Source organism: Aliivibrio sp. S2TY2 (genome assembly GCF_028765525.1).
Taxonomy (GTDB): domain Bacteria; phylum Pseudomonadota; class Gammaproteobacteria; order Enterobacterales; family Vibrionaceae; genus Aliivibrio; species Aliivibrio finisterrensis_A.
Window position 1 is genome coordinate 93,585 of sequence record NZ_JARACS010000009.1, and the last position, 15,000, is coordinate 108,584.

The following is a 15,000-nucleotide window of genomic DNA, read 5'->3' on the forward strand; positions in this document are numbered from 1 at the left end:
AGTTATGGAAGAGAATACAGGGTTACTTGATGGGCTTGGTAATGCTATTGACTATCTTGCTGAGCCATCAATTATACATTGGTTGACCCTTTGGTATGGTGATTGGGTTTTAGGTGTCTTTAATGATTCTGCCGCCATTAATTACCCCGTTTCAGCTTTAATGATCGCGTTAGCTTCGTTAAACATAGTTGCGTTGGCTGCATTATTAATTGTCTTGGCTTTTACTGGAGGTAAGTCTCTTTTATCTGGTTTAGTTACTGCTGATATCGCATCTGGTAATAGTAAATTTCTTCCTATTCGTTTACTGATGGCTTTTAGCTTACTCATGCCTACAAGCGCTGGTATTGAAGCGATGAAGGACTATAACGTTTCGATCAGTAATGTTCAGCTTAATACAATGAGAGTAATCGTTGGGGGAGGGGCTATTGCCGATTGGTTATGGGTTCAATCAACGCGAGCTTTATTTGAATTTAATATTGGAGGGGCATCACCTATTCGAAATACGATTGATCGCTCTAATTCATTTGCTCGGGCGTTTACCTGTAACTATCTTTATCATAAAACCATAGGGGCAAGTAATGGAGAGCAACTTTTCTATTATTTATCAGGCCGTGAAAATATACCTACCTTTAAATCTTTGCAAGGCGCAGATAGTTGGGATGAAATAGCATTACCCGAGGAAGGAGGACTTCCAAGCTTTCTTAGAATTCGGTTAGGTGGTCCCAATGAATCATGCGGTTCATTGACGTTTCAGTTACAAGGGGATCCAAAAGCGGAAGATGACAAACAAAAAGGAATGTTCTCAAGCACAAATTCATTAGTCACAGAAATGCAGTATTTAATGAGAAAAGAGGCAAATGCAATTTTACTTTCAACAATGAGGCCTTATACCGAATTTGCAAAGCGTTACTATGATGCATTTTCTAGTGTTTCAGTTAAAACATTGTATGAGAGTAAAAAACCTAATGTTGGTGGCGAGTCATTTGCTCCTGAAGCGATTAATTCTGGAACACTCCAATCAGGAGCCTCTTCTTTAAAGGATAAAGTCAATGGTACAGGAGACGCCTTAATTTATTTGGCTCAACAATTAGCCTACAACCAACAATCAATATCTCAGAAGGCACTCAGTGTATTTGGTGAGCATTTAGGAGAGGAAGGCGATAATCTACCAGAGACATCAATAACAGATCGCATTATTAATAATTATCTATCTGGCTATATATCGGCTGGGAGTTTTTGGAGCTTTTATCAAGACTTTTCAGCTCTTGCTTATGATGCTGAGCGCTATGGTAATGGCTTTGCTGTAACAACCGCTAATATGGATAATGGTTCCGAGTTATGTAAGGGTAGTATCTTTTCTTGGTTAACATCCTCTTCCGTTGATGGAATTGATTTTGCCTGTGAAACAACAGGCCACCTAACGATTGGGTTTGATTGGATGGTTGATGTATCAAAACAAAAAGCGGCAATGAAACAGATGGCTTCGACGATTTCAGCCATTGATCGTGATTATGAAGTTGATGTAGCACTTTGGTCGGGATTTTATAGTATTGGCAATGGAGAGACATCAACAGGGTTAGGAGTGTGGTCAAGCGTCATGGTTTGGCTGATTGAAATGGTTTGGAAGGGAATGGAGTGGGCAAATCTAAGTGGAAATGATGGGTCGTTAATTGGCAGTCATGAACAAGATAGATTGAGTTTATTATCAGGTGATGACAGTCTGTTATTTAACCTATCTGGTCAAAATTCACCTTATATATTTCTGACTCAAGTCGGGGAAGGAATGCGTGATATTTCTTTTCTTATACATGGCCTCAGAGGAACCCTTGATGCTTTGATGAAAACTCAATTATCAATTGCTGAAAAGACATCTGACTCACTAATGCAAACAACTCCGCTCGCAGCTCCGCTTGCATTTTGGTTAGAGTTTCCACTTCGGGCGTTAAATAATTTATGGGAATGGGGTAATCAGACTCTTGGAATGTTGGTAACCGTCTTATCCACAACAAGTCTTATTTTAGTCTATGGTTTACCTGCCATCCCCGTAATTGGCTGGACAATGGTACTTGCTGGATTGTTTTTTACCTTTTTTGCAGCAATGGCCGCTGTTCCTTTTGCTGCTGTACTTTTAGGAATACCAAAAGGAGAAGGATTGTTTGCGCCAGATACAGAGCGAGTTCTGTCTTTGATTTATGGGATTTTTATTCGTCAACCTTTAACCGTTATTGGGTTCCTTGGAAGTATGTATATGGGGTATACGACGATGTCATTGTTTAATTTAATTTGGTTTGTGACCTTCTTTACTAAGTTGGATGGTCTAGGCTTACTTGATTCGACAATAGCAATTATCTTTATATTTTTAGGCTATGGCGTTGGGTTATTTTTTATTGCTTTGTATTCATTTCGTATTACGACCATGACTGTAGATACCGTTGGTTTATGGTTTAGTAGTGTCTTAGTTGGTGGGGCATTTGGTAATAATGAAAATGAAATACAAAGTTCAACTCAGGCTATTCAAAGCCTGTCATCTAAACTTGATGAATTTGCATCGGCTAAGGAACAAGGGTCGTCAAATTCTGGTGGTTCTAATGGTGGCGATAAACCAAAATCACAATCTAGCATGAATGCGTAAGGTGACTGAATAATGGATGATAATGATTTTAAACAAATTGTGTTAACAGAGGATGCTAAAAAGAAAAAAGTACCGACTGTTAATTCAAATAATGTAGTCATACATGGTGATGATCTGGGCGATTTGAATGATAAGGTTATTGTCATTCAAATACCGCCTCAATCGGGAAATCAAGAGCTACCTTCGCTACCTGATGATACAGCTTCAGAAAAACCTAAACGTGCTTTTGTTATTAGAGGTATTAGGGCTGTTGGTCGAAGTTTATCAAATACGGTTGATGATCATACCTTTCGGATCTTGCGCCCAAGCAGCCCACATAATGCAGTTTTTATTGATGGCTTTATTAAATCAACGTACAGGGATTGGTTATCTTTAATTGACCCTGATAGTGAAACCGAAAAGGCAATTGATAAAGTTCGATATTTAGATGAAGAAAATCGTCCATTTAGAGAAATAGTATCGCAGCTAGATAATTGTAATGTCGATTCAATTAATGCGACTCAAAATGCAATGCTGTGGTGCTTGGGCGTATCTACGGTTGGAGTATTTTATAGTTTATTTAAATGCTTGGTGTCGATTATGATGTTGTTCATGGTCTCAGGTTCCAGCCTAGATTTAATTGTTAGTTTTGGTATGTGGCTGTCATTTTCAATGTTTGCTGTTTTTATGTATTTATATTATGGCTATCATTGCTGGGTATTAAGGAGGGATAAGTTTGGTACATTTAAGGGTTTTTTATATGATTATCGAACTTTTGAAATGAATGCAATTTTTCCTTATATAGAAGAATAAAAAAGGCCTCAATTATGAGGCCTTTTTTGTTAGTCAGAATTTTTTAGGTTAAATGTTTTATTTATGATGATTGTTATGAGCTTACTTATCAAAGTAATAAAAATGGCATATCCAATTAAAACAAGAAGAACATGCTTTGGATAAGGCGGTCTTCCTCTCTCAAATACCTCATTCATGGGCATGATTAAAAAGCTAAAGCTTGTTGTTGGCTCAGGTATAGGTTCATAAGGCATCATTTGATTCATACGCTCAGGATTGTATACACGAACAAAATGACTTTCATTTATCATGCTAACATTACGTTTTTCTAGAAAATCTACTTTAGTTTGTCGATCCTCGTGCTGAGGACGTACAGACATATCGTTTTTTAGAGAGTTCCACCAATGATAGATATTACTCGGTTCCTGATTTTGTAACGATGTTGGAATTCCAGATACCGTTTCTATACTCACTGGATACTCACCATTCGAGTTAGCGGCAATAGGGTTAGTTAGGTTATCTAAGTGGTATTCCATTTGATTAGCAAAACCAATAAATCCAGCGTTTGGAAGTTGTATGAATGGTTGATAAAGAAGGGTGAAAAATAGCGCCACACTAATAATTAGAAAGCGCTTTTTCTTATTTGAAGTAGTAAATTTTTTATAAGCTCGAATCGGAATTAGAGCGAGCAACCAAAAACTATGACGGATAGCTGAAACGATGAATGCTAACGTTAGGATTACCGCTGTAATGGGGGTAACTAGCCATTTTAGTAAGTTGGTTGCAAGCATGGTTATTTACTCCATTTTTATAGATTCCAAATCTATTGCATCATTAATTGTAATATCAATGAGGCGCTGATTATGATTAAAAACAAAATCTACCGCATGTCTAGTGTGGCTTGATGTTGATGTTTTAAGATAACGGTACTTATAAATAGTACGGTTGTCTGGATACATTATTTGTTGTGGGTAGCCAAAGAATTCCTTTACCGTTTCTTGAGTACTCACACCAAGGGTTAAACGCTCTAATTTAGCATAGTTGATAGGGCGACCCATTTCTGATGATGCACAGCCTGCTAAGGCTGTAATTAGAGCAAATATAGCAATCGTTCTACGTAACATTGTGCAATACCTTCAATATATGTATGAAATTTGATTCTTGCAATAGTGGATATTCTTATTTCAACAATCGTCATTTTTTAGAAAAACGTCATTACGGGTAATAACAGTAAACTTCAGCTAGGCCTAAGCCATTTGGGTCATCAATTAACCCCAGTGCTGGATCTCCTACATCGTGAGTTTTAAATATAATTTGCCAGTTAGTACCGACGATATTTGCATCTATATAGTTAATGTTGTTATTTACTTTAATTGCCCCGTTGTCTAAGAAAATTGTTGTCCATCTTTTAGGGGTAATTAGTAATCGAGGAGAGCCACCAGAAGCGCATACAGGTACAGGCAATAAATCATTAGCTGCGACCATTTTTACCCCTTGCATGGATAGCTTTGGCATTACATCACTAATAGAGCGGTTCCCTAAAGACGTAAGAACAATATCATTTAATCGAGAAATCCCTGATGGGTCCATATCAACGAAATAAGTATCATCGTCTGCATTTATTAATGTTCCTGTCATGGATACATCACCCTCAGATAGAGTGACATTATCTGTTGCATTGCCTACTCGAACTTGACCTGCAAATTGGTTTTGAACTGAAGCATCAATTTGTTGTATGTATTCGACAGTTAAATCATTAATTTCTGCGGTATCTATGATAGCGCCATCACTATCAATAAATGTGCTGGTTAGGTTGTCAATTTCAGCTTGTGGTGTTACGAACTCTTCAACGGTTAATCGCTCTAATGCACTATCACCATCCATATCAATGAATCGCGTCGTTGATACTGTATCTGTAGCTCTGTCATAGTCGGCAAATCTCTCTGCACTAATTGTTTCAGCGCCTTCAATACCTGCACCATCTTCATGTATTTGTGTACCGGTGATCGTAACAAGCCCATCCCTTCGAGAATAAGGAGTATTGGCAACATTTAAGCCGATATCTCCTTGCACAATTGCAGTCGTTGTTGCTGTAAAAAATGAGTTAGTGGCTCCCATTGAACTGAATGACACTAGCTTTTCGGCAGCAACGGCAATCTCACCTGCAAGATGGCGATCTGGGTCACCAGTATTTGATAGGATTCCATTGGCATGATCTGCTTTTTGTACGATTTGGATCCGAGTATTGATAATTGTTCCATTATTGCTGATCTCAAATCGGTAAGTAGTATCTCCGCCTAAAAATGGGTTGTTTAACGTATTGCAGTGAAGATTTTCTACTGGAGAGGTTGCAGATCCTCCACAAAAAGCTTGGCTCTTTAGCCAATCAAGACCTAAATGGACAGCCCCATTTACAAAGGGGTGGCCAGCTTGGTCCCATTGTTCTAAAGGTGAGAGTAGCGGTGGGGTCGTGGAGCTATCCCCTCCGCTACTTTGATAACGAACAACTGCATTTGCAATAGTAGCTAGTCGTTGGCCTTGTAAAGTGATGGCAGAGCGTTGATTTTCTTCGGCCCACTGTTGAGTGAATTTTGAAAACACCACCATCATAATAATAGTGGCCAGCATTGCTCCAATTAATATCGAACCTTTTTGCTTACCAAAAGAGTTTGCCATCATACTTGACCTATATTAATTATTTATAAAAGTAATGTTGATTGACGTACCAGCAGCAGCACATGCAGTAGTTATTGCTGGAGCTGTGGCTACTCGTGTTGAGCCTACTCGTATTTCATCAATTCGTGCAAACATACCCTCGACAATATCTTGACAAAGATCCCCCTCGACATCATTAGCGATAATACTTATGAATTGATCTGTTCCTGAAAGAACTCGACCACTTTTAAGGGTGGCACTATCAACGGAATCATAGGTTAAGCCGTCGGTTGAAAATGGAGTCACAAATTTATTTGCTGTAGGTGATTTGGTCGTATCGAGTACAATTCGCTTTGATGTATAAGCATAAGCATTATTCAATCCGTCATAAGAACCATAAGTGGTTTTCATTTTTGGTAAAGTATCGAAAGATTTATTTAGAATCGATAACATACTTTCTGATTTTTGGTTTTGTTGCCAATTTGAATAGACATTATAACCTCCAGCCGCAAGTATACCTGCGATAACGATGGCAATAACAATTTCGACTAATGTCCACCCAGCATTTTTTTTCTTTTGAGGAAAACGCATATTTCTATTTCTGTTCATTGTTTATATCCCTTTTATTTTCATTTAAGTTAAATATGTACTGATACTGAAGTTTGCTAATACAAGCAAAATAATATAGGACGCAATTAAAACCATCCCTGTTAAGTTAATTATCCAAGATATGTACGTTATACGAGTTGTTACAGATTGTGCTATTTTTTCAGCAATTGATTCCATGTATTTTGCTGGGGTTTTTGTTTCTAAATACACCGATAATAGGTAATTGGTTTCTACACTAAATAAAGAGGTATTTAATGATTCCGATATTTGACCTGTGATAAGGAAATTTGATTCTATTTGCTTTCCTTCATAACGAGTAAAAGGAGAACCATGTTCAATTATCGTTTTTAATACGCCTGCCATTGGGTAACCAGAACGAGTTAATGTAGCCATCGTTTGTAAGAACGCAACAGATGCATTAGCCCTGTGGATGCTATACGGTAGCCCGATAATTAAAATCTTCTCTACAAATATTCTTGATGGGTGAGTAAAAAGCTCAAATGTAATTTTATACGTTAAAACAACTATTATGAGAAACGGAATAAATAAGGATTGATTATTTAAAACTAGCTCATTAACACTAATTAATGCGGCAAGTTCCCCTACAGGCTCTTTGCCTGCTTGACTAATCGTTCTTACTATTGGTTCTATTACCTCGCCATGACTTCCGTTAACTAATCCAATAAATGATAAAATATAAATAAATGGAGAAATTGATGCGAAAATCAGGATCTTAATATTTGAACTTGATTTCTCATTATTTTCTAAAATCATTTCAATTGCTTCTGAGCTTTTATCTGACGAGCGCAAAATCATTAGTTCAATATCTGTAAGGTAATCTTCCATTACATCGGCTAGGTGTGGTTCTTCAGAAGCCTCCCAATTTACCCGTATGGTTGAATAGAATTTTTTTATTGCTCTGTGTTTTTTTGGATAGTGTTCTTGTTTCTTCTTTTCAATTGTTTTTATCGCACCACTTAAATCTTGTCCCTGTTTAAGTTTAGTAAGTAAGATATCTAAATATTGGTAAATATATTTACGTGGTAATACTATCGAGCGAAATCCTTTTCTTATTGTCGTAAGTAAAGGGGCAAAAATATTTTGATATGAGAAAGCGTCTAGGCTTATTTTATTAAACATAAATTTGACTCGGATGATTAATGTTAAGTTCTTTACGAATGTTATAGGTAGAGGTTAGATCCCCAATTTCAGTGATGATATTTTCAATTTCTACCTCGCCTTTAAATAGGGCATGCAAAGCAACATCAGATTTTGTTAAGTTCTCTTTAGTTAACCAATATTTCAGAGCTTCTTGCTTGTCTCCAGAAGCAAGGTATGAGAGTAAGTTGACATCAATGTTAACTATTTCAGCAACAAGTTTACGGCCAATAAGACCATTATTACATTTAGGATGTTCACAATTGGTAGAGCTATTATTTCTAAATCGAATGTCTTTTATTTTGTGACCTAATTCCATTGTGCATAATTGCTCTAAAGCTATCATTTGGTCTTCATTAATATGTGGTAATGTCTCTATGGTGTGAGCGCAAGTCGGGCAGATTTTTTTTAAGAGTTTCTGCGAAATAACAGCACCTAAAATTTGACCATTTGATAGCGTTGATGCATTTGCTCCTAATCCGACCATTCGTTCATATACATCAAATGGACTTTCACAGTGTAATGTCGCAAAAACTTTATGGCCTGTTTGTGCTAATTTTTGCGCTGTATCAACAGACATTAGATCTCGAATTTCGGCAAGAGCTAATGTATTTGGATCCGCTCGCATAAAGAATTTTTGCAATGCTTCCGCTTGTCTTTCACTTCCACCATCAACCCTTGAACCACTTTCAATGATATTAAATTGAATGATCCCTTTCATCTGACGCTCTATTGGGTTTTCCATCGCGTATATAGAAGTTGTATTGTTTTCGTCATCACGAATTTGCATTAAATAGTTTTGTTGAGAAACACTTTTTCCTGAGTTTGTTTCTCCAATAGTTAATACCATCCCACGAGCTCTTAAAGCTTCTTTTATTTTTTTTGCTTGGTCGAAAATAAAGCCAAGCTCTTCAAATTCGATTTTTTTAGCGTACTCTTTCTGATCTCCGAGGCATCGGCAAACCATGTAGAATTGTTTTTTTTCACGAGTTGTAGGGTGGGTGGTAATACGGAGGCCTAAGCGTTTATTTTGAATGCCTCTATATAAAACAGCATCGGCTTGTTCTAATTCATTAAATTGCTCACCTTCGATTGAGCCTTCTGTAGCCGCCATATTCGAGTATAGAACCGATATCAAACTGAATATTTCGTCCTGATTACGCTCTGTCCCATATAACTGTAACTCACCATTAACTCTAAATTTAATGAATGAATGACCTTTATCTCCAGATATATGTATGTCAGATGCGCCTAAAGTATCTGCATCAAGTAACATTTTCTCGATTTCATTAATTCTAGTATTTTGCGTATCGACACTCGTTTTTGAGTTTACGCCATGTTGTTCGCAAGCATTTTTTATAATGTCTTTTGATACAAACGTTCTTTTAAACGAGCAATCACTAAAACGTTCTTTATTTGGTTGTAATACTTTTTTTCTTCCAGCCGCCAGAAATTGATCAAGCCATTGTTTGTCTTTTTCTGGTTTGACCTGAATATCCTTATCAATAAGAGCGTAGACCGTCATTTTGTTTTGGTCATTACCTACAACAATTGCAGCTTGCATACTTATTTCATGATCAAAGCCTAATTCTTCAGCATTAACCACTGATGAAATAGTGCCGAAATAATCAAGACTTGTGATAGGAGTATTATTCATACGATATCTTAATTTGATGAATCGTAAGGGGTTGGCATTGCAGCCGTTGGGTAGCTAACGGCTAAAGGGTCTTGCGTCTCCTTTGTTGCGTTAACCTTCGCTTTTAGTTCAACTTCTAATTCACCCATTAATACGGCTTCAGCATATTTTTGAACAAGTTGGTGATTAAAGGCCATTGCACTCATTATTTCTTCTGATGAACGCTGATTAACCGTTGAAGTCTCTTTAGTTCTTGTGTTGTACACAATTAATTCACGAGAGTCTTCTGCTATAATTCTATAGCCATCAAATACCTTTTTATTTTTAATTGCGTTGTTGATATCAATATTTTTATGTGATGAACCATTGACGATTAAATCTGCACTAACGGCTTTTCCAATACGTACATATTCAGACATATAAAAACCAGAATCATAAGTAGTACTTAATTCTCGAATTCGCATTAATCTTAATGCTTGTTCCTGTCTTCTTTCACCTTCTTTAATGTTTAGGCGTTGTTCTAACTCTTTGTTGTTTTCAGACTCAGTTTTAGATTTAGCAACAGGGCTAGGTGATGTAACGTTTTTTTTATTTCGTTGTGGATTCAGCATTAAATCGATTTCACGCGACGTATTCAATAATTGCTTTAATACTTTAAGTTGTTCTAGTTTTTCTTTAGGCTCTTGTCGTGAATGCAAAATGTCTTTGTAACGTTTTTCAGCTTCTTCAACGGTAATCAACTCTGATGCAACCGATGGTAAGGCAGTAAAAAGTAAAACAAATAATAAAATGCTATTTTTTAGATTGTTCATGAATAATGACCTCTAACACAGTAGTTTGTGTATCAATGGAATACGTTATTTTATTTAAAAATGATGAGCTATATTTATTTACTATGTCACTAATTGATTTAATGATTTTTGTATCTGAACCATTAACAATTAACTTATGAAAAGAAGGTTCTATTAACCAATCACTGTCTTTTAAGTCTTTTGTTGGATTAACTTGATACTTGTAGTAATCATCAATGAAGTTTTTAGATAACTTCACTGGGGTAACCATTTTAGTTTTACGTAATGACCATGATTGAATTTTCTTTTCGTGCTCAAGTCGTTGCAAGTCATTAATTAAATTAATGATTAATGATGAGTTATTACTTTGTTTCTTTATTGAATTCCAACCAATCATTTCACTTTTATTAATAAGTTCAGTTTCTTGATTAAGTGCTGTCATGCCATCAAGGTTTATTTTTGCATCTGGATAAAAATCAAGTAACGCTCTTGCTCCGTATTGACTATCAGCTCTATCCAGCGTTTGTAAATATTCGATATCTACATTTTCTGAAACTAATGTAAGTGTATTATTAATCTTAATATCACGAGTTTTCCATCCATTAACTTCAACAATAGTATTTCTAATACGTTTAGAAGCTTCTTTAAATAGCTTATCTCCTGATACTCGTTTAAATACCTCATACCATCTTATTTCATCATTTATTCTTTCTGTTCGCTGTAGCTCAAATTCAATTCGTAAGTCTTTTTTGACAATAGGTTGGTTACTGTACTCAGCGGCATTTTGTTCATCGATTTGCCTTTGCAATTCAGCTATTCGTAATTGTTCTTGCTTTTCCGCTTCTTTTTCTGAGTACCAATAGCCACCAGCAGAGCAAACAATCAGTAGAATTAAGAAAATATATTTAAAATTAGTACTATTTAAGCCACTAAGTTTTTCAATGTTTTTTAGAAAAATGATCTGACTTTTACTTACGTCAGACAATAAAGAAACGAGATGAAAACTTTCAAATTTTATGTTTAGTTCTACAGTATCAGTATCAATAGCACCTGCTATCTTCTTTATGAATGACGAAGCCGTATTTCGAGGCTCATCATCTGATATGCAGATACGAATCAGTATTGGTTGAGGATTACCAAAAAGAATGTCATCCAGCTTTCCACTTAGCGCAGATAAATCAACTTCAAATGAATCTTTACCGTAGTTCAAAGTACGATCAATCTTTATCGTTTGACCTGAAATGGCTAACACATGAAAAATATTATTATCTAATTGAAATACATAAACGTTTAAATTATCTGGTGTAAAAAGATGTTCAGAACGAGCGAAAATCGCCACTTTTTCCACTTGAGCTAATGAAACGCAATTGCTCTCACCTTTGGCAACGTCATTGTTTAAGACACCAATCTCAATTGATGTAGGTGTTATTTTGTTTAATACGCCTCGTGTATTATTTGATTTAAAAAATGCTCCAAAATTCTCATGGTAAGATCGTTGATTATTGATACCTAAACCAAATGACCATTCCATATCAGTAATAACAGGATGTGAGAATTTTTCGATGAAATACTTGCTAGAGGACATATCAACGCTCCATTATCACAGGTTTAACCATTACGATTAAAGATGACTTGTAACGTTTATTCGTTTTACCACCACCTGTCCACCAAGGAAGTGATTTTGCAAGGCTTGCAAGCTCTGCACGGTTTAGATCTCGTTCGTAGGCATTTAATACTACGGTTTCACCAGAACGAATTGGAATACCTGAAATTGTACCGTGCTGTTTCGTTTCTTCTAACTGAACCATGTCCTCTTCAGAACCGAAGGTTTTAATATCACCGATAGATTTAGTATTAACGATTACCTCCATATCAACTTTACCATCTGAAGTTAAACGGGGTCTGGTTGTGATATTGAATCCTTCATTAATTAATTTAGTATTAACGCTTTGTTGTGAGAAGCCATTTGAGTCAATAGTTACCTCTCGACCAGAAACGATAGCTCTGTCTTGTGAACTAATTAATTGAGTTGGAATATTATTTTTGGTTTTAATCGTGTTGGTAATACGAGAATAAACCGAAGCATTTTCATTTAAGAATTTGCCAATAATGTTAGACCCATCAAAGTCCCCTCCAATTTTTGTTGCTGTAATGCCACCTAAACCAGAGTCAGAGATAACCGTAGGAGAGAGCGCGTTTAAAGCAAAAGAGGCGCTTTCAAAGGCCGCAGTCCAGCTAATTTGTTTCTCATCATTCACTTCCCAAATAATCTCATATACATCGGCTTGTATTGAGTAAGGCGTAAGTGCTGTGTAATTTAAATCATCAATAAATCGTTCAACACGCCTTACGTTGTTTGGGGTATCTTTAACAGTAACAGTACGATCAAATTTATTGAGGGCAAGAGAACCTGAGCGACTTAAATATTTTTTAAGTTGTTCTTCTAATTGAGTTAAAGGCTCTGCTTTTTCTGAGGCAGTATTGATATTAAAGCCACTAGTCGCATTGTCACTTTCAGTATTACTATTCTGAGTAGATGTGATTTCATAGCTGTAATTTGATACATCTAGAGGGAAAGTGTCTTCAATGAAATAATTTAAAGTGATTCGGCCATTTTCGTATTTCCACCATAACCCTGTACTTGCTGTAATTAAATCCATCATTTGGCGCAAAGAGGAATGAGTGAAATTTAATGTAAGCTTATGTGGATAAAATCCTTCATGCGAGCTTGATGATAAAGCTGTAGTGTTTAGTTGCTGAATTGGAAGGATGCTAGTCGCTGTACTGTCTTGAGCTAAATTAAGTGTACTTGACGATGAACTGGAGCCTTTTGATTCAACATTACGTAAATAAAAATCAGCATCACTTTCAACAGAAATTATTATCCCGTATTGCTGATAGTATTGATTAATTTTTGATAAGACTTCATCTAAAGGAATTTTATCAAATTGAGCAAAGTCGAGCTCTACATCAAAAATTGGAGGTAATGGCTGATCTTCTTTTGTTTCAAATGCTTGACCTAATACATAGATATCATCGCTTTCGCGGTAATGTGTATTACTCAGTTCAAACTGCTTTCCAACCATTTCTTGTAGTTGAGCATGCATGTCTTTGATTTCATCAATTTCTTCCATCTCATCGGTATTTGAACAACCAGAAATTAGGGCGCAAGAAATAGCGATAGCTAAGTAATATTTTTTAGAAAAATTAATCATATTAATCATTTTACACTTGCTCCTTTGCGTTTAATGACAACTACTTTGTTGCCGAATTTCCAATCAGCAAATAGCGGAGTATTTTTTCGTTCGGTTAATTTCATTAGTTTATTAACGACACCGTCTGGGCCTGCAAATCTAGCTTGAATAACGGCTGGTGCAACGGTTGGATAATCAACTTTTTTAGCTTCCCAGAGAACGGTCCATTTTGCTTGTTTAGCAAAATACTCTATGTTTTCTCTAAGTGTTTTTTCGGTTGTCATGTGCCAAGTTGAATAGGGGGTAGTTCTGTTCGTTGGATTGGTTTTGGCATACTGTAGAGTGTTCTTTGCAGAAACTACCTTCTTGTATGGATCGACTACAAATTCTAAATGCGGATTATTGATGGCGATTACATTAAGAACTGATTGCCAGTTTTTCCCTTGCACGGCATTAATCGTTTCATTATCTAGACCTGCTGGTGCTTCATAATGCCAATAAGTAGGAAGAATGGAGGCGACGAATTGGTTTAGATTAACGACAACATCACCTTGTTTGGCTGCACCAAGTTTGTTGAGTTCATTGGGTTGATTAGGGTCTACAACCGCTTTTAAGTTTGAGGCGTCTTTAGATGCAACAATTAAGTTAGAAGGAGCACCAGAACGCAATTGCTCTTCGAGTAATTTATCTTGACTTGCTTTTACTCCAACCTGCAATTCATGCACTTCTTTTTGAATAGCTGTTTGAGCAAGCAAGAAATTTTCTTCGCGTTGATAATGCTTATCAAGAAGGTCTTTTTCTTGCAACGTGGCACGTTCAAGAATTTCTATTTCACGTCGATTCGAATCAAGAACAGAGGCTAATCGTTGTTCTTCTAAAGATGCTCTTGATTGTATTAAACGATCTGTTTCAATTTGGTTTTGTCTTGTTTGTTGATCGTTAATAAATTTTTGCGCAGCAATTTGCTGTGAGCGTTCGTCAATTCGATATTGTTGGTCTTTTTGAAAATCAATAATCTCAGAAGCGTAAAACTCTTGTACTTCACTTTGTCGTTGAAGGCTTCGGACTATTTCACGATTAAACTCTGATTGAGAATTAGATAAGTTTTGTTCGTAGGTAGGTTGAATTGAATCATAGGAAATATAAACAGCAGCATTTACTATGTTTGAACATGTAAGGGTAATAATAGTTGCGCATAGTGTTATCTTCATGCGACTGAAATTCCTTTTCATTTTAAATTCCTATATTTCAAATATGATAATATCTTTACGTTAGTATATTATAAAAAAAACAATAAGTGCAAATGTTCTTATCGATTGTTTTTGTTACGTGCGTAGAATTTTTTACCTCTTAATTGAGAAATGCACCTCCAGAAGATGTTTGTTATACGAATGTTGAAAAATGCTAATATTGTCAGTAGTGCGATCCAGACTAACCATGCATAAAATAGATTCCATGATGGGGCTGCACCTAATGGCAATAATGGCAATGCTACTGGCCACTCCCATAAAAACACTTTAGCTGGTTTATTTTCATGATGTGAGTTATTCATTC

At 36.1% G+C, this 15,000-nt stretch carries 13 protein-coding genes; 2 read left to right on the forward strand and 11 right to left on the reverse strand.

Annotated features, from left to right (window positions below):
• Window positions 1–4 precede the first annotated feature (4 nt).
• Window positions 5–2,632 (forward strand): hypothetical protein, encoded by a 2,628-nt coding sequence (locus PVK63_RS14165; protein WP_274440649.1) that lies wholly within the window; start codon window positions 5–7, stop codon window positions 2,630–2,632.
• A 12-nt stretch (window positions 2,633–2,644) separates the two neighbouring features.
• On the forward strand, window positions 2,645–3,424 hold the full coding sequence (locus PVK63_RS14170; RefSeq protein ID WP_274440648.1) for a hypothetical protein: 780 nt from the start codon (window positions 2,645–2,647) through the stop codon (window positions 3,422–3,424).
• Window positions 3,425–3,453: 29 nt separating this feature from the next.
• Here the strand turns inward: PVK63_RS14170 and PVK63_RS14175 are convergent, their stop codons facing one another.
• The 11 genes from PVK63_RS14175 to PVK63_RS14225 form a co-directional block, all read right to left on the reverse strand.
• Complete coding sequence (locus tag PVK63_RS14175; protein WP_192957900.1) at window positions 3,454–4,194, reverse strand: hypothetical protein; 741 nt, start codon at window positions 4,192–4,194, stop codon at window positions 3,454–3,456.
• Between the two features lie 6 nt (window positions 4,195–4,200).
• Window positions 4,201–4,527, reverse strand: coding sequence for a hypothetical protein (locus tag PVK63_RS14180; RefSeq protein WP_192957899.1), 327 nt, complete (start codon window positions 4,525–4,527; stop codon window positions 4,201–4,203).
• Between the two features lie 91 nt (window positions 4,528–4,618).
• Window positions 4,619–6,082 carry a hypothetical protein gene (locus PVK63_RS14185; RefSeq protein WP_192957898.1) on the reverse strand — a complete coding sequence of 488 codons (1,464 nt, stop codon included), beginning with the start codon at window positions 6,080–6,082 and terminating at the stop codon, window positions 4,619–4,621.
• A gap of 12 nt (window positions 6,083–6,094) precedes the next feature.
• A complete protein-coding gene (locus PVK63_RS14190; RefSeq protein ID WP_274440647.1) occupies window positions 6,095–6,667 on the reverse strand; it encodes a prepilin-type N-terminal cleavage/methylation domain-containing protein in 573 nt (190 codons plus the stop codon).
• Window positions 6,668–6,691: 24 nt separating this feature from the next.
• Complete coding sequence (locus PVK63_RS14195; RefSeq protein WP_274440646.1) at window positions 6,692–7,807, reverse strand: type II secretion system F family protein; 1,116 nt, start codon at window positions 7,805–7,807, stop codon at window positions 6,692–6,694.
• Entirely contained in the window at window positions 7,800–9,482 is a 1,683-nt protein-coding gene (locus tag PVK63_RS14200) for an ATPase, T2SS/T4P/T4SS family (protein ID WP_274440645.1), read from the reverse strand. Before PVK63_RS14200 ends, PVK63_RS14195 begins: the two co-directional genes overlap by 8 nt.
• Before the next feature lie 8 nt (window positions 9,483–9,490).
• Window positions 9,491–10,273, reverse strand: a complete 783-nt coding sequence (locus tag PVK63_RS14205) for a hypothetical protein (RefSeq protein ID WP_192957894.1) — start codon at window positions 10,271–10,273, stop codon at window positions 9,491–9,493.
• On the reverse strand, window positions 10,254–11,837 hold the full coding sequence (locus tag PVK63_RS14210; RefSeq protein WP_274440644.1) for a hypothetical protein: 1,584 nt from the start codon (window positions 11,835–11,837) through the stop codon (window positions 10,254–10,256). The genes PVK63_RS14205 and PVK63_RS14210 overlap by 20 nt, the downstream gene beginning before the upstream one ends.
• Before the next feature lies 1 nt (window position 11,838).
• Complete coding sequence (locus PVK63_RS14215) at window positions 11,839–13,476, reverse strand: hypothetical protein (RefSeq protein ID WP_274440643.1); 1,638 nt, start codon at window positions 13,474–13,476, stop codon at window positions 11,839–11,841.
• Window positions 13,473–14,678, reverse strand: a complete 1,206-nt coding sequence (locus tag PVK63_RS14220) for a TcpQ domain-containing protein (protein ID WP_274440642.1) — start codon at window positions 14,676–14,678, stop codon at window positions 13,473–13,475. Before PVK63_RS14220 ends, PVK63_RS14215 begins: the two co-directional genes overlap by 4 nt.
• Window positions 14,679–14,755: 77 nt before the next feature.
• Window positions 14,756–14,998, reverse strand: coding sequence for a hypothetical protein (locus PVK63_RS14225; RefSeq protein WP_130066585.1), 243 nt, complete (start codon window positions 14,996–14,998; stop codon window positions 14,756–14,758).
• Window positions 14,999–15,000 lie beyond the last annotated feature (2 nt).